Source organism: Streptomyces sp. SAS_270 (assembly GCF_052543295.1).
Genome location: NZ_JBMNDS010000006.1, coordinates 52,288 through 73,893, shown reverse-complemented (window position 1 = coordinate 73,893; position 21,606 = coordinate 52,288). Strand labels below are relative to the sequence as shown.

The window sequence follows — 21,606 nt, the reverse complement described above, 5'->3', positions numbered from 1 at the left end:
GCGTCCAGGTCAGAGGCGTTTTTCAGCGACCCTCGACGCCACTCTGAAAAATCCGGTACTTGTAACCGGCCGCGTCAGCTGCTTGTGGAGCAGACGCTCTCGTACGGCGCATCGGGGACGTAGGTCCGCCATTGCGCTGCGGTCAGTCCGCCACCGGCGCGCGCGCAGACGGTATCCACGACCTGGTCCGGGCCGACAGGGAAACGCAGGAGCGGCACGTGGGGGCTGCTGGCGTAGACCGTGCTGCCGTCCTCGGCGAAGGCAAGGGAGTGGATCTCGTCGCCGGGTGTGGGCAGGTCCGTCCCGAGAAGCTGATGTCCCTGGGTGTCCCACAGCCTCAGCGTCCCGTTCGCGCCGCCCACGGCGAGTGTGCCGCCGTCGGAGGAGAAGGCGAGCGCCCCCACTGCCTCCGGTTCGCCCCGGGTGACCGTGTCGGAGGTGCCGGTCAGTGCGCCGGTGCGGTCTCGGATCGCGCCGTCCCAAAGGGTGACGTGCCCGGTGGAATCGCCGACGGCGAGCTGGGTGCCGTCGGGGCTGAAAGCGAGCGAGGTGACCTGGCGGCCGTCGGCAAGCGCGCGTCCACTGACCCTTTCAGCCCGTGGATCGACGTACTGATCGTCGGAGCTCACGAGCAGACCTCCGTCCGGTCGCCCGGCCAGTGCCTTCCCGGAGAAGCCACGCACGGTCCCTGATCGCCGGTGGTCGCGGGTGTTCCAGACCTCCGTCGTGGAGGTGCCGGCGGTGGAGCGCACGGCCAGCAGGGTGCGACCGCCGGGTCCCAGGGCGAGGGCCGTGGCAGGGCGGTCGGCCGCACCGGAGGTGTCGAAGACCGTACGAATGCGGTGTGTCCGTACGTCCCACACGGTGAAGCGCAGCCGCAATGAGCCGTGAGAGGACGCGGTGTCGGCGAGGGCCAGGGCACTGCCGTCCGGGCTGAAGGCCGACAGGGGAACGTCCTCGTCGGAGGTGCTCGGCAGCGGGCCGAGCTTCGCGTGCGCGAGGACCGTGCCCGTGCGCGTGGCTCGCAGCTCGAAGCGGTAGTCGGCGCCGGAACGGGTGACGGTGGCCAGGGTGGTGCCGTCCGGGCTGAGCACACCCGCGTCGGTCGGTGTGTTGTGCCACTGCGGGGTGAGACGGGCGGTCAGGTCAAGGGTGTGAACCGTGGCGCCGTCGAGGTAGTGCAGGAGGTCAGGCTTTCCCCGGTCCCACGTCAGCCCGGTCGCCTCGTCCTTGGACATCGGCCGGCCGAAGACCTGGGTCCCGCCGTTGGCCAGTCGCCAGACGGCGAGTTCGTGGTCGTCCGCCGTGGCCACGAACTCGCCGTCGGCGGAGAGCGCTGCCTGCGTGAAGCCGGTGCTCCCGTCACTGGCGAAGTCGGCGAGCGTGCGTCCGCTGCGGACGTCCCAGACAAGGGCCCGCGTGCCGTAGACGGCGGCCAGCCGCCCGCCGTCCGCGCTGAACCGCAGCAGGCGGGAGCCGCCGTCCGCACCGGAACCAGTTCCGCAGACGGTCCTGTCCGCCTTCTCCCAGGCTCCCGGCAGCCGCTTGCGGCCGATGGTGTCCCACAGCTGGAGTGGCCCATCGGCGGGACAGAGGGCGAGCAGACGTCCGCCGGGGCCGACCGCCGCCGAGGAGAGCGTGCGCGCGAGGTCGGTGGTGAACAGGACCTGGCCGTCGTCCGTCCGGTGCAAGGCGGCTGCGCCCGGGCCGTCCGGCGGTCCAGTGAGGTACGTTTTCCCGTCCGGCGAGCTGTCCCACCGTGACGCATTGCCCAGCTCGGCCTCGGATCTGCCCTGCGGAAGGTTCCACAGCTTGCCTCCCCCGTCCGACCCGATGACGTCGAGGAACCGGGAGTCGGGCCCGACATCGCCCACCTCCGTACCGCTCGGCAGGCGGTAGGTGTCGGTGACCTTGTGGTCGGTCACATTCCGGGTGGTTACCGTGGTGCCCTCCACGCTGAGCAGCGTCCGGCCGCTGTCGGAAAGGAAGCGCCGGACGTCCTTTCCGGCCAGAGGGTCGGTGAAAGCGTCGCGTTCCGGCTGTGCCAGGGACCCCAGGAGCGCCGAGCGGGACTCGGTGAGCGGGGCCATCTTCCATGCCGCCACCCCGAGCAGGGCGGCGGTGCGCGGATCGGTGGAGCGCAGACTGGCGGCCACGGTGGCCAGGCGGCGAGCAGTGGCCTTGGCGGATTCCTCCCGGCTCACCTCATTGCGCTGCCAGGCGACCAGGCCGGCGGTCAGCGCCAGGACGAGGAACACGGACAAGGTGATGGTCAGAGAACGCGTCCGACGTGCAGTGCGTGTCTCGGCCTCCCGCTCGGCGTTCTGAGCGCCGAGGGAGGCCGTGAGGAAGTCCCTTTCAAGATGGGTGAGGTCGTCGTTCGGCTGACGGACGAACAGTTCCGCGGCCCCGGCCAGCCTCGTGCCCCGGTACAGAGCTCCGGGATCACGCGCCAACTCCTCCCAGCCGCGAGCCGCCTCACCGAGTCGGCGCTGTGCGCGCAGCCTTTCCCGGCTCTCCTCGATCCAACCGGCCAGACGCGGCCAGCCGGCGATCAGCGCCTCGTGAGACAGCTCCACCGTGTCGCCGTCCAAGGTGACCAAACGGGCCGCGACAAGACGCTCCAGCACGTCCTGCGCACCGCTGCCGAGCTCGGCGCGCGACGCAGGACGACGTGTGTCGGCCGTGCCGTCGCCAGGAGCGATCAGCCTCAGCAGGATCCGCCGAGCGATACGGCTCTGCTCCGCCGACACCTGGCCGTATGCCTCCTCGGCGGTGGCGGCGATCGCGCCTCGCACTCCGCCCGCCTCCTCGTACGCCACCAGAGTCAGCAGGCGGCCACGCCGACGGTGCCAGGTCTCCAGCAAGGCATGAGAGAGCATGGGCAGCGCGCCCGGCCGGTCGACGACCTCGTCGATGATCCGGGCGGTGAGGGTGCGCTCCACGTTCAGTCCGGCGGCGGAAGCCGGGCCGGTGATCGCTTCGCGCAGCTCGTCCCGGCTCATCGGCCCGACCAGCAGGCCGGCCCGGCTGACGGCTGTGGCCAGCTCACGGTGTTCGGCGCAGTGGCCGTAGAAGTCGCCGCGGACCGCGACCACTACCCGCAGTCCGCTGTCCGGCCGCCGGGCCGCGAGCAGCAGGCCGAGGAACCGGTCGCGTTCGGCACGGTCGTGGCACAGGGTGAACAGTTCCTCGAACTGGTCGACGATCACCCAGGTCTCCCCGTCGCCGTCGCGCGGCACCAGTGCCTCCGCGTGCGTGCGCGCGGGCAGTTCCCCCGGGGCCAGCACGCGAATGACCGCAGGCCGCTCCGCCCCCGCCGCCTGCCGCAGGCTCGGAATCAGTCCCGCTCGCAGCAGTGACGACTTGCCGCTGCCGGACGGCCCGAACACCGCGGCGAACCGGTGCTCGCGCACCAGCTCCACCAACTCGGCGAGGAGCGTCTCCCGGCCGAAAAACAGCTCACTGTCGTCCGGCTCGAACCGCGCCAGCCCCCGGTACGGCGGCTTCTCGTTCGGCATGGGCGCCCGGACCTCGGCGTCCGCCTCCCGCCAGCGGCGCTCCCACTCGTCCGGGTCTGCGCCCAGCGCTTCGGTGTACGCCCGCACTACCGCCAGGGACGGCAGCTGATCACCGGCTGCGGCCTGGGACATCGCGGTGATGGAGTAGCGCGCCCGCGCGGCCATCTCCCGGTACGGCGGCTTTCCGGCCTTCTCACGGAGAAGCCGCAGTTCGTGCGCGAGCCGCTGCACGGGACCGGCGTCAGGATCGACCGGCTTCTCACGTCGTCCCACCGGGAGCACCTTTCACACGCTTCAGGCGGTCAAGCTACTTTTTTCACTTGGTCCCACAAAGGCGTGTGGATCTCGGTGAGACCCGGCGACTAGCGTAGCCGATGTGGGGTTGTGGCTGGCAAGGTTCTGGTTTTTGCAGGTCAGGGGAGGGGGAGGCGGGGAGGGTCAGTGGGGGAGGCGGAGTTGTAGGCCGTCGAGGATTACGTCCAGGCCGTAGGTGAACTTCGTGTCGCGGAGGGTGGCCGGGTCGCGGGGGGCGGCCGTGGAGTAGGCGTCGGACAGGTGGTCGTGGCCGGCGGCGGCCTGTTGGGCGGCGGGCATCAGGCGGGCGATGAAGTCGGCCTCCGTCTCGCCGGAGCGGGCGACCGTGGTGAGCCAGGCGGCCTCCGTGGTGCTCATGCCGATGACGTAGGTGAGGACCGTGTCGATGGCTCGGCCCGGCTCGGGGAAGCCCGCGGCCGTGAACAGGGCGGCCAGGCGCTCGGAGTACGACATGAGGTTGGGGCCCAGATAGGCGAGGCCCGCCTGGCCCAGGACCGAGGACAGCCAGCGGTGGCGCAGGGCCGTCGCGCGGAAGGACTGGGCCGCCTCGGTGGCGGCGGCGCGCCAGTCGGCGCTGTCGGCGGATGGCACGGTGATCTCGGCGAAGACCTCGTCCACGGCGAGCTCCATCAGCTCGTCCTTGGTGGCGACGTGCCGGTAGAGGGAGGTCGCGCCGGCGTTCAGGCGGGCGCCGAGCTTGCGCATGCTGAGCGCCTCGATGCCGTCCGCGTCCAGCATGACGATCGCCTCGCGGACGATCGCGGACCGGCTCAACGCCGGCTGGTCGGGTTCGCGTTGCTGCCGGGTCCACACCGACGGGATCGGGTTCGGGGTCGATTTCTTGGTGGCGGCCATGATGCTTGCCTGCTCCCCTCGTGCGTACAGCGTTCGCATCCAGCGTACATCGATGGAGGGTTGCGCACACTGTTCCGCTCTGCGTACAGTGTTCGCATCGAAGGAACAGCGTGCGCAGCCGAAAGGGAAGCTCATGGAAACCCGTAATCCCCGTCGCTGGTGGATCCTGATCGTGCTCTGCCTCAGCACGCTGGTCCTGGTGGTCGACAGCATGGCGCTGACCGTCGCGGTGCCCTCGATGACGGAGGACATCGGCGCGAGCGCCCAGGACACCCAGTGGATCCTGGACTCCTACATCCTGGTCTTCGCCGGGCTCCTGCTCACCTCGGGAAGCCTCGGTGACCGGTTCGGCCGGCGGAAGATAATGATCATCGGCCTGCTGCTCTTCGGGGCGGCCTCACTGGCCGCGACCTTCTGCACCAACCCGGGCGAGGTCATCGCCGTAAGGACCGCGATGGGCGTCGGCGGGGCGCTGATCATGCCCTCGACGCTGTCGATCCTCATCACCGTCTTCGACGAGGAGGAGCGCGGCAAGGCGATGGCGGCCTGGGGCTCGGTGTCGATGCTCGGCCTGGTCGGCAGCCCGGTGCTCGGCGGCGTACTGATCGACCACTTCTCCTGGCACTCGATCTTCTTCATCAACGTCCCGGTCGTCGCCCTGGCCGTCCTCGCCGGTCTCACCCTCATGCCCGAGTCGAAGGCGCCCTGGCAGAAGGCCGACCCGCTCGGCGCCGTGCTCTCCGCGGTCGGCATGACCGCCCTGGTCTGGTGGATCATCGAGCTCCCGCAGCACGGCGCCTTCGGCGGCCACGCCGGCATCACCCTGGCCGTCGCGGTCCTCTCCCTCGTCGGGTTCGTGGTCTGGGAGAACGTCACCGCCGTGCCGATGGTCCCGCTCGTGCTCTTCAAGAGCCGCAACTTCAGCGGCGGTTCGCTCTCGCTCGCCCTCGTCCAGATCGGCAACGGCGGCCTGCTCCTGGTGCTCACCCAGTACCTGCAGTTCGTGCTCGGCTACTCGCCCGTCAAGGCGGGCCTCGCCTTCGTACCGCTGGCCGTCGCCGCACTCGTCGGCAACACCGCCGGGGCGCAGCTCACCACGAAGATCGGCCACCGCTACGTCATCCTCGCCGGAATGCTCCTCATGGTCGCCTCCTTCGCCCTGCTGACCACCGTCTCGGCCGACTCCGGCTTCGCGGTCCCGGCCGTCGCGCTGGGTCTGCTCGGCCTCGGTGCCGGTCTGGCGATGCCGGCTGCGGTCGGCGCGCTGATGGGCACGATCCCGGCGGACAAGGCGGGCGTCGGCTCCGCCCTGAACGACACCATCCAGCAGGCCGGCACCGCGCTCGGCATCGCGATCCTCGGCTCGCTGCTCACCAGCGGCTACGCCGACGAGATGCCCGCCGACGCCCCCGAGCAGGCCAAGCAGTCGATCGCCGGCGCCCTGGCCGTCGCCCACGGCGACACCGCTCTCGTCCACGCCGCCCGGGAGGCCTTCACCGACTCGATGTCGACCACCTTCACCGTCAGCGCGACAGGCGTCCTCGCCGCCGCCGTCCTCGCCACCCTGGTGATGCGGAACGGCAAGCAGCCGGAGACGGCGGAGGCGGCCCCTGCCGAAACCGAAGCCGAAACCGAGGCCGAAACCGAGGCCGAGAAGCCCGCGTCGGCGCCCGTCGCCTGACCCGATCCACCCCGATCCGCCAGCCAGTGACCGATCCACCAGCCACTGACCGATCCACCTCGATCCACCAGTGACCGACCAAGGCCGGTGCCCCCAAGGGCACCGGCCTCACTCACGCGTTCGACACCCGCCGAAACCGCCCCGCCACCCGCAGATCCGCCTCGATCCGCGTGGCCGCCGAGTGCAGCTCGGGCAGCACCTTGGTGACGCATTCCTCGGGCGTACGGCGGCTGCTGTGCATGGCGACGTTGACGGCGGCCACGACCCGGCCGCCACGCTCGCGCACGGGTACGGCGATGGAACGCAGCCCCTCCTCCAACTCTCCGTCGACCAGGGCGAATCCGTTCTCCCGTACGCCGTCCAGCAGAGCCGTCAGTTGCTCCGGGTCGGTGACCGTGTACGGGGTCAGCGGCCGCAGTTGGCCCAACTTCCGTTCCGTGGGCGGGAGATCGGCGAGGATCGCACGGCCCAGCGAGGTGGCGTACGCGGGCAGTCGCGAGCCGGTCGTGACGTTGACGCTCATGACACGGCTGACGGAGACGCGCGCCGTGTACTGGATCTCCTCGCCCGTCAGGATCGCGAGCGACGTCGAGTCCTGCAGCCGCTGCGAGAGTCGGGCGAGGTGCGGCGCCGCGATCTGGGGGAGCGACGCACGGGACAGCGGCGGGAAGCCGAGGCCCAGGACGCGCGGGGTGAGCCGGAAGACCCGGCCGTGCGCGGTGACGTATCCGAGGTGCTCCAGGGTGATCAGGGCGCGCCGGGCGGTCGCGCGGGCGAGGCCCGTGGCCTGGGCGACCTCCGTGAGCGTCAGCTCGGCGCGGCCCTCGCCGAACGAGGTGATCACGGTCAGCCCGCGGGCCAGCGACTCGATGAACTCCCGGCCCAGTTCCTGCTTGGAGGCGCCGGTCCAGGCGGCGAGGCCGGACGCGGGGGCGGGCTGGGCGGGCGGCGCCTCGCGCAGCTCCCGTTCCATCGTGGCGACGGCCGCGCGCAGCCGCGGCAGCAGCGTGTCGCGCAGATCGGCCGCGCTGTGCCGGCTGGTGTGGCTCACCACGCTCACCACACAGGCGATACGGCCGCCGTCGGCCTCCCGCACGGGTACGGAGAGGGCGACCAGCCCCGGCTCGATCAACTGGTCGTCGAGCGCCCAACCGGCCTCCCGCGCCTCGGCCGTACGCTGCTCGAAGTCCTCGCCGGGGATGGGCTGTCGGCGCCGTACGCCGTCGCCGTCGCCGGTGACGTCGATCGGCCGGCTGCGCGCCGGTACCGCCGGGAACCCGCGGTCCTCCGGGTCGGACGCGCGGCGCTCGTGCCAGTGCGCCCACTGCGCGTCGTCCCACTCGGTGGCGAACAGCGGTCCGGGCGCGGTGCGTTCGGCGGGCAGCAGATCGCCGATGCGGAAGCTCAGTGACATGGCGCGGCGCCGGGTCGCCTGGTGGATGAAGCGGATCCCGTCGCGGTCGCCGACCGCGAGGGACACCGACTCGTCCAACTCGTCGGCGAGGGCGTCCGCGTGGGCGTCCAGGAGGCGAGGCAGGCGCAGAGCGGACAGGTAGGCGTTGCCGAGCTCCATCAGGCGCGGGGCGAGGACGGCGTCGCGGCCGTCGAGGCGTACGTATCCCATGCGCGCGAGGGTCGCGGTGATCCGGTCGACCGTGGAACGGGCGAGGCCGGTGGCGCGCTCCAGTCCGCTCAGGCTGGACATCCCGTCGGCCTCGGTCAGCCGTCGCAGGACGGCGATACCGCGCATAAGGGGGGCGACCGCCTCGGCAGGCACCGCTGCGGCGAAATCCTCGGCGGGCACCGCACTCTCCGGAGTGGCGGCCGAGGCGGCGTTCGATGGCATGGGCTCTCCGTTGCGGATCTCGGAAGAGACACCGTAGACGGTAGTGCGTGCCCGGGAGATGCGCCTGATGGCTCGGCGAGGGGGAGGCCCGCCTCGCTCAGCGCCGCGTCACCCGCACCCGGTAGTCCCCGGAGGGGTCCGCCCCCGCGACCGTGATCGTGATGCCGCTGCGGGGGTCCTTGAAGGACTCGCCGGGCTCGAAGGTCGCGTCGGAGAGTTCCGCGTGGACGTTGGGGCTGCGGGTGCAGCCGCCGCTGTCGCGCCGGGAGTCGTAGACGCTGATGGGGCCGTTGCCGGTGTCGACGTTCGCGTCGACCTTGTAGATGAGGATTCCGGGGCGGCAGACGGTGGAGTCGTTGCCCTCGCGGGTGCGCAGTTCGAGGGCGTAGCCGGTCTTCCTGCTGATCGGTACGAAGACGAGCTTGGCGCCGCCGGTCCGGGCCAGCGGAGTGAGCGTGTACTCGGTGGGCCCGCGTGCCGCGGCGCAGCTGACCTGGGAGTCGTCGAGCCAGCCCAGTTTCCACTTGTGCCAGCCGAGCAGGTCGTTGTCGGCGCCCCAGTCCTCGCTCATGATGTCCCAGTGCCCGACGGCGCCGCCGCCGTCCGCCGTGTAGAGGTCGGGCAGGCCGAAGGTGTGGCCGTTCTCGTGCGGCAGCACCCGGTATCCGGTGTCCGGGTAGGAGCCGGAGCCGTCGTCCTGGCGGCTGTAGATGAAGGACGCGTTGGCGACGGGGACGCCGTCCGCGACCGGCGCCTCCGCGTTCCCGGCGAACGTCACCGACAGGACGGTGTCCAGGGCGGAGGGTCCCGCGTTCGGGGTGACCAGGATGTTCAGGAGGTCGTAGGAGCGGAAGTCGACCGTGGGGTCGGCCGCGGCCACGATGTCCTGGACCAGGTCGCGGTAGCCGGGGTCGAAAGGGGCGCCGCGCTCTATGCCGTAGGCCCTGAAGGACTTGGGCATGCGCAGCCAGTGCGGGATCGGGGCCTTGGGGCGGTAGTCGAGGCGGCCGTACGAACTGGTGGCGAACCACTTCTGGGTCTGCGGGAAGAACTCGTGGAACCGGTCGAGGGCGCTGCCCTGCCCGGGCGCGTCGGAGAAGTCGACCATGAGGTTGAGGGCCCGGACGGTACCGGTGGAGCGGGAGTAGCCGGTCTGGGTCGGCAGGCCCTCGGACATCTGGACGTCCGTGGGGCCGTTGATCATGCAGGGACCGAGCGCCGTGGTGCGGGCCAGCGCGATGGAGCCCGCCGCGGAGGGGCCCGCCGTCAGGTGCCCGGTGCCGGCGGAGGTGCTGACCGCCAGCGTCAGGACGGTCACCGAGGCGAGCGCGGCCGCGCGGCGCGGGCGTATCCGACGGCTGACGGGCTGCACGCGACGGCTGGTCGGCTGCATACGCGGCCCTTCGCTCCACGGCAGCCACCGGTCGCCGGCTGCACCCTTTCGATCACCCTGTGTCGAGGGATGCGGGGGCGCGCGCTGGAGTCGACCGATCGAGGGGTTCCTGTCCGAAGGCCCCTGTTGCGCATGTGACTCAGGTCACATCAAAACAATCCGGGAGCGGGAAATAACCGGGGATCGTTTCCCCGTTTAGCCATGTGTCCGAGTGAAACGGGGATCCACTCCCCGGATCGCACCAGAGTCATCCGTCAGTCGAGGAGTACGCCGTGGAGACCGCCACCCCCGTGCAGCGCCGAGTGCCCCGGCCGCGGGCCGATGCCCTGCGCAACCGGGAGCGGATCGTCGCCGCCGCCCGCGAGATGTTCGTCGAGTTCGGCCACGAGGTGCCGTTCGACGAGATCGCCCGCCGGGCCGGTGTCGGCAACGCCACGGTGTACCGCAACTTCCCGGACCGGGACGCACTGGCCCGCGAGGTCGTCTGCTCGGTCATGGACCGTATGTCGGAGCGGATCGAGACGGCGCTGGCCGAGGACGGCGATGCCTTCGAGGCGCTGAGCCGCTTCGTGCACGCCTCCGTCGAGGACCGGATCGGCGCGCTCTGCCCGATGCTCAGCGGGAGCTTCGACCAGAGCCATCCGGACCTGCTCGCCGCACGCGAGCGGGCGACGGAACGGGTGGAGGAGCTGATGCGGCGCGCCCGTACGGCAGGGCAGCTGCGCCCCGACGTCGAGTTCGGCGACCTGATGATCGCCCTCAGTCAGCTCAGCAGGCCGCTGCCCGGCACCGCGTGCCAGGGCATCGACAGCTTCGTCCACCGTCATCTGCAGCTGTTCCTGGACGGGCTGCGGGCGCCCGCCCGCTCCGTGCTGCCGGGCGCGGCCGCGACCGTGGAGGACCTGCGACGAGCCACCCCGTAACCGTCCGATCGACCGATTGGTTCGGCGCCCGGCGCCGGTCACCACTCGCAACAGGCTTCCGGCCGTCAGCGCCGACGGACCGCCTCCTTCCTCAACTTTTTCGCCATCGACGTTCCTCGCGGGTCTAGAAATTCACCGCGAAATTCACCGCGAAGTTCACTGCGAAATTCGCTACGAAGTCCCGGAGTGGGTATCCCCATGTCTGAAACAGCAAAGGCCACCGCCTCCTTGGAGGAGCGGGCCGCTCACAGCAACCGCTGGAAGGCGCTCGCGTTCATCGCGCTCGCCCAGCTGATGGTCGTCCTCGACGCGACGATCGTGAACATCGCACTGCCCTCCGCCCAGCAGGATCTGGGGATATCGGACGGCAACCGGCAGTGGGTCATCACGGCCTACGCCCTCGCCTTCGGCGGACTGCTGCTCTTCGGCGGCCGTATCGCCGACATCTGGGGCCGCAAGCGCACCTTCGTCACCGGCCTGATCGGCTTCGCCCTCGCCTCCGCCCTCGGCGGCGCCGCCCAGAGCGAGGCCATGCTGCTCGGCTCCCGCGCCCTGCAGGGTGCCTTCGGCGCGCTGCTCGCGCCCGCCGCGCTCTCCCTGCTCGCGGTGATGTTCACCGACGCCAAGGAGCGCGCGAAGGCGTTCGGCATCTACGGTGCGATCGCCGGTGGCGGTGGCGCCGTCGGCCTGATCCTCGGCGGATTCCTCACCGAGTACCTGAACTGGCGCTGGACCTTCTTCGTCAACATCCCGTTCGCGATCGTCGCGGCCGCGGGCGCGTACTTCGTCATCCGTGAGCCGGCCGGCGGCCGCAACCGCTCGCCGCTCGACATCCCGGGCGTCATCCTCTCGACCCTCGGTCTGGTCTCCCTGGTCTACGGCTTCACGCGCGCCGAGTCCGAGGGCTGGAGCGACTCCGTGACCATCGGCATGTTCGTCGCCTCCGCCGTGCTGCTCGCGTCCTTCGTGTTCGTCGAGTCCCGCGTCAAGGCGCCGCTGCTGCCGCTGCGCGTCATCACCGACCGCAACCGCGGTGGTGTGTACCTCTCGCTCGGCCTCGCGATCATCGCGATGTTCGGCCTGTTCCTCTTCCTGACCTACTACCTGCAGATCGTGAAGGGCTACTCGCCGGTCAAGACCGGCTTCGCCTTCCTGCCGATGATCGTGGGCATGATCACGGGCTCCACCCAGATCGGCGCCCGCCTGATGACCCGCGTCCCGGCGCGGCTGCTGATGGGCCCCGGCTTCCTGACCGCCGCGGTCGGCATGCTGCTGCTGACCCAGATGGAGATCGGCTCCTCCTACGCCGCTCTGCTGCTGCCGGCCATGCTGCTGCTCGGCCTCGGCATGGGTACGGCGTTCATGCCGGCGATGTCGCTGGCCACCATCGGTGTGCAGCCGCGTGACGCCGGTGTCGCCTCGGCCATGGTCAACACCTCGCAGCAGGTGGGCGGCGCGATCGGTACGGCGCTGCTGAACACGATCGCCGCCTCGGCCACCACGTCGTACATCAAGGACCACATCGCCGGTGCCGCCTCCAAGCCGCAGCAGCAGCTCGTGCAGCTGGAGGCCATGGTGAAGGGCTACACCAGCGCGATCTGGTTCGCCGTCGGCATCCTCGTCGTCGCCTCGGCGATCGCCTTCACCTTCGTCAACGCCGGCCGCCCGGACCTCACCCCGGCCTCCGGCTCGACCGAGGGCGACGGCGTCGAGGACGAGCTCAAGGTGCCGGTGATCGCCCACTGACCGGCTGACCTCACCGGCAGCCCCTCATCGGCCGAGCCGCTTTCCTCCGGGTACTTCGCGTACGTACGAGGGGTGGGGACGCCTCGCATGTACGAATCCCAGGGTCCGCCCCGGTTCCGCGCTCAGCGGAGCCGGGGCGGACCCGCGTCCGCCACCCGCTGCCTCTGCCGGTCGGCTATCGCAGCCAGGGCAGGTCGGCGCCCGCGTCCTTCGGCTGGAGTCCCTCGGCGACGATCTCCATGATCTCGCCGAGGGCCTTCTGCTGTTCGGGGGAGAGCCGCTCGAACATCGCCTGCCGTACGGCGCTCACATGGCCCGGCGCGGTCCGGCCGAGGACCTCGTAGCCCTGGTCGGTCAGCACCGCGAACTGGCCCCGCTTGTCGGAGGGACAGTCCTCGCGGCGCACCCAGCCGTTCTTCTCCAGGCGGGCGATCGCGTGGGAGAGCCGGGAACGGGTGATCTTCGCCATCATGGCCAGCTCGGTCATCCGCAGCCGGCGCTGCGGTGCCTCGGCGAGCGCGACGAGGAGGCCGTAGTAGATGTGCGGCATACCCGCGTCACGCTGCAACTGGCGGTCGAGGTGGTCCTCGAGGAGGGTGGTGGCGTGCATGTAGGAGCGCCAGATGCGCTGCTCCTCGTCGGTGAGCCAGCGGGGCTCTTCTGCGGGTACGGATGCCGGTGCCGTGTTCATGTACTCCACTGTACGAGCCTTCTCCTTGAACATTAAACAACCAAGGGGTAGGCTGTGCCCAGAGAAGCTTGAGGATTCAAGTAGATTCAGAAAGCCGGGGCGCAGGGCCTCGGATCGCTGATCCACCGGAGGGAGTCGCCGTCATGTCCGCCGCCACTCAGGAGCGCATGCCCGCCCTCTATCTCAGCCACGGCGCCCCGCCGCTCGCGGACGACCCGGTCTGGCCCGGTGAACTCGCCGCCTGGTCGGCCGACCTCCCGCACCCCAAGGCGATCCTCGTCGTCTCCGCCCACTGGGAGGAGGCCCCGCTCGCCCTCGGCGCGGTGCACACCGTCCCCCTCGTGTACGACTTCTGGGGCTTCCCCGAGCACTACTACCAGGTGACGTACGCGGCTCCCGGCGCCCCCGAACTCGCCGAGTCCGTACGGAAGTTGCTGCGCGCGCCCGGCACCCCGGTGCAGGACATCCCGGACCGCGGACTCGACCACGGGGCGTACGTCCCGCTCGTCGAGATGTTCCCGGGCGCCGACATCCCGGTCCTGCAGATCTCCATGCCGACCCTCGACCCGGTCCGGCTGTTCGAGATCGGCCGCAAGCTGGCCCCGCTGCGCGACGAAGGCGTCCTGATCATGGGCTCCGGGTTCTTCACGCACAACCTGGCGGCGCTGCGGCAGGGCGGCATCCCGTCCTGGTCGGTCGAGTTCGACGACTGGGGCCACCGGGCGCTGGACACTCGTGACTGGGACGCGCTGCTCGACTTCACCCGCAAGTCCCCGGCCGGGCGGCTGGCCCACCCCCGCACCGAGCACTTCGCCCCGCTGTTCGTGGCGATGGGCGCGGCGGACGCGACGGGGGAGCTGGACGGGCAGCGGTCGGTGATCGACGGCTTCTGGATGGGGCTGGCGAAGCGGTCGGTGCAGTTCGGCTGACCTCGCGGCGGTGGGGCGGCCCTGCAGCCCTACAGCTCCTTCTCGTACCAGGCGACGTCCCAGTAGCGGCCGAACTTGCGGCCCACCTCGCGGTAGGTGCCGACGTGCCGGAACCCGAAGCGTTCGTGCAGCCGCGCGGACGCCTCGTTCGGCTGGGCGATGCCCGCGTAGGCCCGGTGCAGGTCCTCCCCGGCCAGGGCCTCGAAGAGGGACTTGTAGAGAAGTATGCCGATACCGTGCCCACCCGCATCGGGGGCGAGGTAGACGGTCACCTCTACGGAGGTGCCGTACGCGGGCTTGGGGCGAAACGCGCTGGATGTGGCGTACCCAAGAATCGCCTGTGAGTTCACATCGCTGGCAACCATGAGCCGATGCGGGCCGTCTTCAGGGTGGGAGAGCAGCCAGGGGCGCCGTTCTTCCGGCGTGAAGACGGCGGTGTCGAATGTGATCGGCGTCTCACGTACGTAGTGGTTGTAGATGTCCGTGAGGGCGTCGAGGTCAGCTTCGACTCCTGGCCTGACCTGCACCTCTGTACGTTTCGACAACGTTTGGCCTCCCGGTGTGGCGGCACAGGGTACTGCATGATCAGAAAAATAAGGGGGTGGGTGGGAATTCTGTCCGGTTTCCAGTCGTTGTTTCCATCGGATGCCGGGCACCCGACGAGGGTGAACCCAGTGTTCTGGACCACCCGCTAGCCCACCATCGCAAGGGAGCACGCATGGCAACCCGTGCCGTCGCCGCGCGTCGTACGTCCGCCACTCGCGGATCCGACACGGCAAACAGCGTTCGCACCTCAGGCGGCGAGATCGCCGACCGCGACCTGGTCGGCATGTATCTCGACGAAATCGCGCGTACACCGCTGCTCGACGCCGCGAAGGAAGTCGAGCTGTCGCAGACCATCGAGGCGGGTGTGTTCGCCCAGCAGATCCTTGCCGGAGAGGTCGGCGATGCCAAGGCCGAGGCGACCCGCGAAGAGCTGGAAGCGCTCGTCGCCGAGAGCGAGCGGGCCAAGGACGTCTTCATCCGCTCGAACCTCCGGCTGGTCGTCGCCGTGGCGCGCCGCTACCCCCGCAGCGGCCTCCCGCTCCTCGACCTGATCCAGGAGGGCAACGCCGGCCTGGTGCGCGCGGTCGAGAAGTTCGACTACCGCAAGGGCTTCAAGTTCTCCACGTACGCCACGTGGTGGATCCGCCAGGCCATCACCCGCTCCATCGCCGACCAGTCGCGCACGATCCGCCTCCCCGTCCACCTGGTCGAGGAACTGGGCCGGATACGCCGGGTGCAGCGCGAGTTCAACCGCGAGCACGGGCGCGACCCCGAGCACACGGAGATCGCCGCCGAGCTCGGCTCGACCCCGGAGCGCGTGGGTGACGTCCTGGACTGGGCCCGCGACCCGGTCTCGCTGAACATGGGGGTGGACGACGACGGTGACACCCAGTTCGGTGACCTCCTGGAGGACACGTCCGCGGTCTCGCCGGAGCAGTCGGTCCTGACCCTGCTGCGCAGCGAGGAACTGGACGACCTGATCGGCCGCCTCGACCAGCGCACGGCCTCGATCATCAAGATGCGGTACGGCATCGAGGACGGCCGGGAGCGCACGCTCACCGAGGTCGGCAAGCAGCACGGCCTCACACGCGAGCGCATCCGCCAGATCGAGAAGCACGCCCTGCTGGAACTGAAGAAGCTCGCCCGCGACACCGGCTTCGACGCGGCGGCGTAAGGAAGCGTCATCGATGACGCACGATGACACAAAGGGTCGTGTCGCGGTCGAAACGGGGGCGAAAATCGACCGGACATGGCCATGTAAGGCCGCTTCAACCTGCTGAGCACTGGGCACAAGACTTCAGGGCCCAGCCTTCAGGACCCACTGAACGGTCCCGGGCACCGCGCCCAGGACCCACAGAGCCGAGTTCCGACGCACTCCCCCCTCGCGTCGGGACTCTTCCAGAGCCGAGCTCCGGCGCCTCACCCCCCCCTGGCGCCGGGGCTCGGCTCCATTTCCGGCACCACACACGCGGAGCGGCGGGTTTCGGGCAGGCCGACGGGCCACCCCGAACCTGAACCCCGGGGTGACCCGGATGGCAGATTGTGCCACAGAGGCATAACCTGCCGTTTGTGACCGGTACCACCCCTGGCGGAAGGGCGCCGCGGTCGGGCCCTTCGCTGATCGAACGACGCAAGGCCGCCACGCGCATGGAGATCGCCCGGTCCGCGGCCGCGCTCTTCATGCGGAACGGTCTGCGGGCCACCCGCGCCGAGGACATCGCCCGCGCCGCCGGCATCGCGCCACGCACGTTCTACCGCTACTTCGCGAGCAAGGAGGAGGCGCTCGGCCCCCTCTTCGCCGCGGGCGCCCAGAAGTGGGCGGAGGCAGTACGCGACGCCCCCGCCGACCTGTCCGTCCCCGAGGCGCTCCGCCACGCGGTCAAGCAGACCCTGACGCCCGGCATAGGCGTACGGCGGGAATCCCTGGAGTGGGTCCGCTCCCTGATCCGGCTGGCGGAGACCAGCCCGGCCCTGCTGCGGGTCTGGGGCGAGGCCTGCCAGACGGGGGAGCGGACGCTCGCGAGGGTGCTGGCGGTGCGGGTCTCGGGGGGCGAGGGGCGCGCCGTGCCCGACGTCCCGGCCGCTTCTGCCCCCGCCCCCATCGCCGTCTCGCCCGAGCTCCGTTTCGGTGCCGCCGTGGCGAGCGCGGCGGTCCGCGTGGCTGTGGAGGCCTGGGCCGCCGGGGACGCAGCGGCGGACGGCCCGGAGGGCCCGGCCGAGCTGGCGCTGCGCCACCTCGGGGCGCTGCGGGACTTCCCCTGGAACGCCGCATGAAGGGCCGCACGAAGCGCTGTACGGCGTGCTCAGTGGCGGGTGCTCACGCCGCCCGGCCGCCCGCCGCCCGAGTCAGCCGAGCCCCCAAGTCCCGTAGATATCCGACCAGTTCCGGCGGCTCGTGGACCGTGAACTCGCAGTCCACCATCGCGATGCGCACCGCCAGCCACTCCACGGAGTCGCCGGAGGAGCCGCGCAGCCGGCAGCTGTGGTCGTCGATCGGCTCCGGTGGGCCGACCCACTTGGGCAGGCGCGCGATGATGAAGTCGGCGGGCGCGGCGAACGTGACGTCGAACTCGTAGGTCTCCTGGCGCCGGAACATCGACTGCCGCAGAAACTCCGCAGCGTCCCCGGTGGGCAGCTCGCGCGGGGTGAAGCGGGCCCCTGTCGCGAAGGGCTCGGTGACCCGGTCGACGCGGAAGGTCCGCCAGTCCTCGCGGTCGAGGTCGTACGCGACGAGGTACCAGCGGCGGCCGGTCGACACGAGCCGGTAGGGCTCGGTCAGGCGCCGCGACGGCGTGCCGTCCCCGGAGCGGTACGCGAACCGCAGCCGCTCCTGCCCGGCCACCGTCGAGGCCATCACGGTCAGCGTCTCGGGCGCGATGCTCGCCCCGTCGCCGCTGGTCAACGGGGTGGTCGCGGCCTGGAGGACGGACACCCGGTGCCGCAGCCGGCTCGGCAGCACCTGCTCCAGCTTGGCGAGGGCGCGTACGGAGGCCTCGTCCACGCCCTCGACGGCGTGCCCGGCGCCGGCCCGCAGGCCCACCGCGATCGCCACCGCCTCCTCGTCGTCCAGCACGAGCGGCGGCATCGCCTTCCCGGCCACCAGCCGGTACCCGCCGTCGGAACCCTTGGTGGCCTGCACCGGATACCCCAGCTCGCGCAGCCGGTCGACATCGCGGCGGACCGTGCGACGGGACACCCCGAGCCGCTCGGAGAGCTCGCCGCCGGGCCATTCGCGGGGGGTCTGGAGGAGCGAGAGGAGCTGAAGCAGCCGTGCCGGCGTGTCGGTGGTCATGAGGCCCCCTCGGGCGGGCGTTCGTCACGGTCGTCGTTCCGTGTTGTCGTCATGTCTTTCAGATTGCCGCACAACTAGGACACGATCTGACCTAATGGGGTCCTAATCTTCGATGCATGACCTCCACCGAGACCCCTCCGAGCACACCGGCCGCCGAGGCCGCCGGGGCCGCCGCAGCGGACACCACCGACCGGCGCCGCTGGTTCGCGCTCGCCATCGTGATGACCGCCGCCTTCATGGACCTGGTCGACGTCACGATCGTCAACATCGCGATCCCGTCGATCCAGCGCGACGCGGGCGCGTCGTTCAGCCAGATCCAGTGGATCACGGCGGGCTACGCGCTGGCCTTCGCCGCCGGGCTCATCACCGGTGGACGGCTCGGCGACATCCACGGCCGCAAGCGGCTGTTCCTCATAGGCGTCGGCGGATTCACGCTCGCCTCCGCGCTCTGCGGCTTCGCCGCGAACCCGGAGATGCTCGTCGCCTCGCGCATTCTGCAGGGCGGCATGGCCGCGATGATGGTGCCGCAGGTGCTGTCGATCGTGCACGCGACGTTCCCGGCGCACGAGCGCGGCAAGGTCTTCGGGCTCTTCGGCGCGGTCGTCGGACTCGGCGCGGTGTCCGGTCCGCTGCTCGGCGCCCTGCTCACCGAGTGGAACCTGTTCGGGCTCGAATGGCGGCCGATCTTCCTCATCAACCTGCCGGTGGGCGTGGCCGCGCTGATCCTGGGCCGGAAGTTCATCACCGAGTCCAAGGCGCCGAAGGCGCTCAAGCTGGACCTCGTCGGCGTCGCGCTCGTCACCCTCGGCCTGCTGATGCTGCTCTACCCGCTCACCCGCGGCCGTGAGCTGGGCTGGCCGCTGTGGGGGTACGTGTCGATGGTCGGCGCGCTCGGTGTGTTCGCGGCGCTGGTGGCGTACGAGCGGCGGAAGGCGGCGCGGGACGGTTCGCCGCTGGTCGAGCTGTCGCTGTTCAAGGTGAAGAGCTTCGCCGCGGGCATCGCCGTACAGACCGTCTTCGGTGTCGCGCTCGGCATCTTCTTCCTGGTCTGGACGATGTACATGCAGTACGGGCTGGGCTGGACCCCGCTGCACGCCGGTCTGACCGGCGTCCCGTTCTCGATCGCCGTGTCGGCCGCGGCGGGCATGTCGGTACAGCTGCTGGTCCCGCGCTTCGGACGCAAGGTGCTCCAGGCGGGCGCCCTGATCATGGGGCTCGGCGTGCTCATCTACATCTGGGAGTCCGACCGGTACGGCATGGACATCGCCTCCTGGCAGATGGCGCTCCCCCTGGTGGTCATGGGCGCCGGGATGGGCTTCATCGTGGCCCCGCTGACCGACGCGGTGCTCTCGGAGGTCCCGCGCGAGCACGCCGGTTCGGCGTCCGGACTCATCAACACCGTGCAGCAGATGGGCAACGCGCTCGGACTCGGGCTGGTGTCCGTGGTCTTCTTCGGCGAGATAAGCGACCGGATCACCGCGGCCCAGGTGGGACCCGCCTTCGCGAACGCCTTCGAGCATTCGCTGGGCTGGGTCGCGGCGGTGATGGGCGTCATCTTCCTGCTGATGTTCGCCCTGCCGAAGCGGCCGGCGCAGCACGTGGAGGGTGCCGAGGACGGGGCGACGGAGGGGGCGGCGAAGGAGCCGGAGCTCGTCTCCTGACCCCTTCCGAACCAGAGCACTGCCTCATGGCCCCGCACCTCAGGTGCGGGGCCATGGCTGTTCCCTCACGCGTGACGAAAGTCCGTTCATGCCCACTTGAAGCCCGAACCTGTTTACTTTCCGGAAATCCGGGCGTAGCCTCCGACTGAAACCACAGGTTCGGGCATCAATCGGAGGCGAACGGACATGTACGCACCGGAGCGGCAGCAGGAGATCCTGCGGCTCGCCCGTGACGGCGGCCGGGTGGACGTCCTGTCGCTGGCCGAGGAGTTCCAGGTCACCGCGGAGACCATCCGCCGCGATCTGAAGGCCCTCGACCGCGCGGGCCTGGTACGCCGCGTGCACGGTGGTGCGATACCGGCCGGACGCCTGGACTTCGAGCCCGACCTCGCCGAGCGCGAGTCCACCGCGGCCGACGAGAAGGACCGGATCGCCAAGTCCGCCCTCGCGGAGCTGCCGGCCGAGGGCACGATGATCCTCGACGCCGGTACGACGGTCGCGCGGCTGGCCGGAATGATCCCGCTGGAGTCGACGCTCACCGTCGTCACCCACAGCCTGCCGAACGCGGCCCGCCTCGCGGACCATCCCGGCATCCAGCTCCACCTGGTCGGGGGGCGCGTACGGAACCGGACGCGCGCCGCCGTGGACGCCTGGGCGCTGCGCGCGTACGGCGAGATCCGCGCCGACGTCCTGTTCATCGCCGCCAACGGCTTCTCCGCCGAGTACGGACTGACCACCCCCGACCTCGCCGAGGCCGCCGTGAAGCGCGCCGCCGTGCACGCCGCGCGCCGTGTGGTCCTGCTCGCCGACTCCGCCAAGCACGGCCAGGAGCACTTCGCCCGCTTCGGTGACCTGAGCGATGTGGACCTGCTGATCACCGACAGCGGGTTGAGCCCCGAGGACGCCACCGCCATCGAGCGCGCCGGCACGGAAGTAGTACGCGCATGATCGTCACCGTCACCCCCAACCCCTCCCTGGACCGCACCTACGAGGTCCCCTCGCTCGACCGCGGCGAGGTCATCCGGGCCACCGGCGAGCGCATGGACCCCGGCGGCAAGGGCGTGAACGTCTCACGGGCGGTCGCCGCCGCCGGACAGCGCACGGTGGCCGTACTGCCCCTGGGCGGTGCACCGGGCGCACTCGTCGCGGACCTGCTCGACGCGCAGGGCATCGAGGTCGCGCCGGTCCCGGTCGCCGGGGCCACCCGCTCGAACATCGCGCTCGCCGAGGCGGACGGCGTACTGACGAAGATCAACGCTCCCGGTCCTGAACTGTCGGCGGCCGAGGAGGAACTGCTCCTGGAGACCGTACGACAGCAGTCCCGCGACGCCGCCTGGATCGCGTGCTGCGGGAGCCTGCCGCGGGGGCTCGCGCCGTCGTGGTACGCCACCCTGGTCGCGCGGGCGCACGCCGAGGGCGCGCGGATCGCGCTGGACACCTCCGGGCCCGCTCTGCTGGCCGCGCTGCGCGAGCGGCCCGACGTGGTCAAGCCGAACGCCGAGGAGCTCGCGGAAGCCGTCGGGCGCCCTCTCGCCACGGTGGGCGACGCGATGAAGGCGGCCGAGGAACTGCGCGAACTGGGCGCCCGCGCCGTGCTCGCGAGCCTCGGCGCGGACGGGCAACTGCTCGTCGACGGGTCGGGCGCCTGGTTCGGCAGCGCGCGCGTCGACGCCATACGCAGCAACGTGGGCGCCGGCGACTCCTCGCTCGCCGGCTTCCTGATCGCCGGCGGCAGCGGTCCCGAGGCCCTCGCCTCCGCCGTCGCCCACGGCGCCGCGGCCGTCCGACTTCCCGGCAGCGTCATGCCGACCCCGGCCGACCTCGACCCCTCCACCGTCACGGTCACCCCGGAGATCCCCATGGACCGCGCCCTGACGGAGCCGGTGTCATGAACACCGGACGACGCACCCGCGGCGCATGCGGTGAGCCGCACACCTGCGCGACGGGCGCGTTCCGTACGACGGTCGGCGAGTCCTGGGTGTCCCGTGCGTCCTGTACGGCGATGTCCGCACCCCGCACATCCCCTGAACCGGCCCAGGCGCGGCGGTACTCCCCGTTCCCCGCCGCAGCTGTCCGGAGGCGGGGCTTCCCCGGCCCCGCCTCCGCCCCTCGTGCCACCCCTGGCACTCCTGCCACCCCTGGCATCCCCATCCCCTCGGAACCCCCCTCCGGGTGCAGCACCCCCGTCCCCACCCCCGCCCACCACT

The 21,606-nt window shown here is 70.9% G+C and carries 16 protein-coding genes; 9 read left to right on the top strand and 7 right to left on the bottom strand.

The features are described 5' to 3' along the window. Positions 1 to 74: 74 nt before the first annotated feature. Together ACN6LB_RS06260 and ACN6LB_RS06255 are read right to left on the bottom strand one after the other, a co-directional pair. Positions 75 to 3,794 (bottom strand): nSTAND1 domain-containing NTPase, encoded by a 3,720-nt coding sequence (locus ACN6LB_RS06260; protein WP_445024898.1) that lies wholly within the window; start codon positions 3,792 to 3,794, stop codon positions 75 to 77. A 165-nt stretch (positions 3,795 to 3,959) separates the two neighbouring features. Then, positions 3,960 to 4,691 carry a TetR/AcrR family transcriptional regulator C-terminal domain-containing protein gene (locus ACN6LB_RS06255; protein ID WP_445024897.1) on the bottom strand — a complete coding sequence of 244 codons (732 nt, stop codon included), beginning with the start codon at positions 4,689 to 4,691 and terminating at the stop codon, positions 3,960 to 3,962. Between the two features lie 133 nt (positions 4,692 to 4,824). Between ACN6LB_RS06255 and ACN6LB_RS06250 the strand changes: the two genes are divergently transcribed. Beyond that, positions 4,825 to 6,372 (top strand): MFS transporter, encoded by a 1,548-nt coding sequence (locus ACN6LB_RS06250; RefSeq protein WP_445024896.1) that lies wholly within the window; start codon positions 4,825 to 4,827, stop codon positions 6,370 to 6,372. A gap of 112 nt (positions 6,373 to 6,484) precedes the next feature. Here ACN6LB_RS06250 and ACN6LB_RS06245 read toward each other — a convergent pair whose 3' ends face one another. Both ACN6LB_RS06245 and ACN6LB_RS06240 read right to left on the bottom strand, forming a co-directional pair. Continuing rightward, positions 6,485 to 8,218, bottom strand: a complete 1,734-nt coding sequence (locus ACN6LB_RS06245) for an IclR family transcriptional regulator domain-containing protein (RefSeq protein ID WP_445024895.1) — start codon at positions 8,216 to 8,218, stop codon at positions 6,485 to 6,487. Between the two features lie 97 nt (positions 8,219 to 8,315). Further along, a complete protein-coding gene (locus ACN6LB_RS06240; protein WP_445024894.1) occupies positions 8,316 to 9,611 on the bottom strand; it encodes a M6 family metalloprotease domain-containing protein in 1,296 nt (431 codons plus the stop codon). 272 nt (positions 9,612 to 9,883) lie between these two features. Here ACN6LB_RS06240 and ACN6LB_RS06235 point away from each other — a divergent pair, with 272 nt between their 5' ends. Both ACN6LB_RS06235 and ACN6LB_RS06230 read left to right on the top strand, forming a co-directional pair. Next, the gene (locus ACN6LB_RS06235; protein ID WP_356133290.1) at positions 9,884 to 10,534 is read left to right on the top strand and encodes a TetR/AcrR family transcriptional regulator; all 651 of its coding nucleotides are present in this window, start codon (positions 9,884 to 9,886) and stop codon (positions 10,532 to 10,534) included. Positions 10,535 to 10,732: 198 nt separating this feature from the next. Beyond that, positions 10,733 to 12,280: an MFS transporter gene (locus ACN6LB_RS06230; protein WP_356133288.1), complete on the top strand. Its 1,548-nt coding sequence runs from the start codon at positions 10,733 to 10,735 to the stop codon at positions 12,278 to 12,280. A 175-nt stretch (positions 12,281 to 12,455) separates the two neighbouring features. Here the strand turns inward: ACN6LB_RS06230 and ACN6LB_RS06225 are convergent, their stop codons facing one another. Further along, positions 12,456 to 12,971 (bottom strand): MarR family winged helix-turn-helix transcriptional regulator, encoded by a 516-nt coding sequence (locus ACN6LB_RS06225; protein ID WP_445024893.1) that lies wholly within the window; start codon positions 12,969 to 12,971, stop codon positions 12,456 to 12,458. A gap of 143 nt (positions 12,972 to 13,114) precedes the next feature. On the opposite strand from ACN6LB_RS06225, the gene ACN6LB_RS06220 reads away from it, so the two are divergent. Further along, positions 13,115 to 13,900 (top strand): dioxygenase family protein, encoded by a 786-nt coding sequence (locus ACN6LB_RS06220; RefSeq protein WP_445024892.1) that lies wholly within the window; start codon positions 13,115 to 13,117, stop codon positions 13,898 to 13,900. Between the two features lie 29 nt (positions 13,901 to 13,929). Here ACN6LB_RS06220 and ACN6LB_RS06215 read toward each other — a convergent pair whose 3' ends face one another. Next, complete coding sequence (locus tag ACN6LB_RS06215) at positions 13,930 to 14,445, bottom strand: GNAT family N-acetyltransferase (RefSeq protein ID WP_445024890.1); 516 nt, start codon at positions 14,443 to 14,445, stop codon at positions 13,930 to 13,932. 173 nt (positions 14,446 to 14,618) lie between these two features. Between ACN6LB_RS06215 and ACN6LB_RS06210 the strand changes: the two genes are divergently transcribed. Both ACN6LB_RS06210 and ACN6LB_RS06205 read left to right on the top strand, forming a co-directional pair. After that, positions 14,619 to 15,620 carry a sigma-70 family RNA polymerase sigma factor gene (locus ACN6LB_RS06210; protein WP_356133279.1) on the top strand — a complete coding sequence of 334 codons (1,002 nt, stop codon included), beginning with the start codon at positions 14,619 to 14,621 and terminating at the stop codon, positions 15,618 to 15,620. Between the two features lie 395 nt (positions 15,621 to 16,015). After that, positions 16,016 to 16,720, top strand: a complete 705-nt coding sequence (locus ACN6LB_RS06205) for a TetR family transcriptional regulator (RefSeq protein ID WP_445024889.1) — start codon at positions 16,016 to 16,018, stop codon at positions 16,718 to 16,720. 43 nt (positions 16,721 to 16,763) lie between these two features. Here ACN6LB_RS06205 and ACN6LB_RS06200 read toward each other — a convergent pair whose 3' ends face one another. After that, a complete protein-coding gene (locus tag ACN6LB_RS06200) occupies positions 16,764 to 17,738 on the bottom strand; it encodes a helix-turn-helix transcriptional regulator (protein WP_445024888.1) in 975 nt (324 codons plus the stop codon). Between the two features lie 116 nt (positions 17,739 to 17,854). On the opposite strand from ACN6LB_RS06200, the gene ACN6LB_RS06195 reads away from it, so the two are divergent. From ACN6LB_RS06195 to pfkB, 3 genes are all read left to right on the top strand, one after another. Next, complete coding sequence (locus ACN6LB_RS06195; RefSeq protein ID WP_356133275.1) at positions 17,855 to 19,399, top strand: MFS transporter; 1,545 nt, start codon at positions 17,855 to 17,857, stop codon at positions 19,397 to 19,399. Positions 19,400 to 19,585: 186 nt separating this feature from the next. After that, the gene (locus tag ACN6LB_RS06190) at positions 19,586 to 20,347 is read left to right on the top strand and encodes a DeoR/GlpR family DNA-binding transcription regulator (RefSeq protein WP_356133273.1); all 762 of its coding nucleotides are present in this window, start codon (positions 19,586 to 19,588) and stop codon (positions 20,345 to 20,347) included. After that, a complete protein-coding gene (gene pfkB, locus ACN6LB_RS06185; RefSeq protein WP_445024887.1) occupies positions 20,344 to 21,291 on the top strand; it encodes a 1-phosphofructokinase in 948 nt (315 codons plus the stop codon). The genes ACN6LB_RS06190 and pfkB overlap by 4 nt, the downstream gene beginning before the upstream one ends. Positions 21,292 to 21,606: the final 315 nt, after the last annotated feature.

Bases quoted from the DNA above. Each gene is read 5' to 3' on its own strand.
- ACN6LB_RS06195 (WP_356133275.1), top strand. From the start codon at position 17,855: ATGACCTCCACCGAGACCCCTCCGAGCACACCGGCCGCCGAGGCCGCC.
- ACN6LB_RS06255 (WP_445024897.1), bottom strand. From the start codon at position 4,691: ATGGCCGCCACCAAGAAATCGACCCCGAACCCGATCCCGTCGGTGTGG.
- ACN6LB_RS06240 (WP_445024894.1), bottom strand. From the start codon at position 9,611: ATGCAGCCGACCAGCCGTCGCGTGCAGCCCGTCAGCCGTCGGATACGC.
- ACN6LB_RS06220 (WP_445024892.1), top strand. From the start codon at position 13,115: ATGTCCGCCGCCACTCAGGAGCGCATGCCCGCCCTCTATCTCAGCCAC.
- ACN6LB_RS06225 (WP_445024893.1), bottom strand. From the start codon at position 12,971: ATGAACACGGCACCGGCATCCGTACCCGCAGAAGAGCCCCGCTGGCTC.
- ACN6LB_RS06210 (WP_356133279.1), top strand. From the start codon at position 14,619: ATGGCAACCCGTGCCGTCGCCGCGCGTCGTACGTCCGCCACTCGCGGA.
- ACN6LB_RS06245 (WP_445024895.1), bottom strand. From the start codon at position 8,218: ATGCCATCGAACGCCGCCTCGGCCGCCACTCCGGAGAGTGCGGTGCCC.
- pfkB (WP_445024887.1), top strand. From the start codon at position 20,344: ATGATCGTCACCGTCACCCCCAACCCCTCCCTGGACCGCACCTACGAG.
- ACN6LB_RS06230 (WP_356133288.1), top strand. From the start codon at position 10,733: ATGTCTGAAACAGCAAAGGCCACCGCCTCCTTGGAGGAGCGGGCCGCT.
- ACN6LB_RS06190 (WP_356133273.1), top strand. From the start codon at position 19,586: ATGTACGCACCGGAGCGGCAGCAGGAGATCCTGCGGCTCGCCCGTGAC.
- ACN6LB_RS06250 (WP_445024896.1), top strand. From the start codon at position 4,825: ATGGAAACCCGTAATCCCCGTCGCTGGTGGATCCTGATCGTGCTCTGC.
- ACN6LB_RS06200 (WP_445024888.1), bottom strand. From the start codon at position 17,738: ATGACCACCGACACGCCGGCACGGCTGCTTCAGCTCCTCTCGCTCCTC.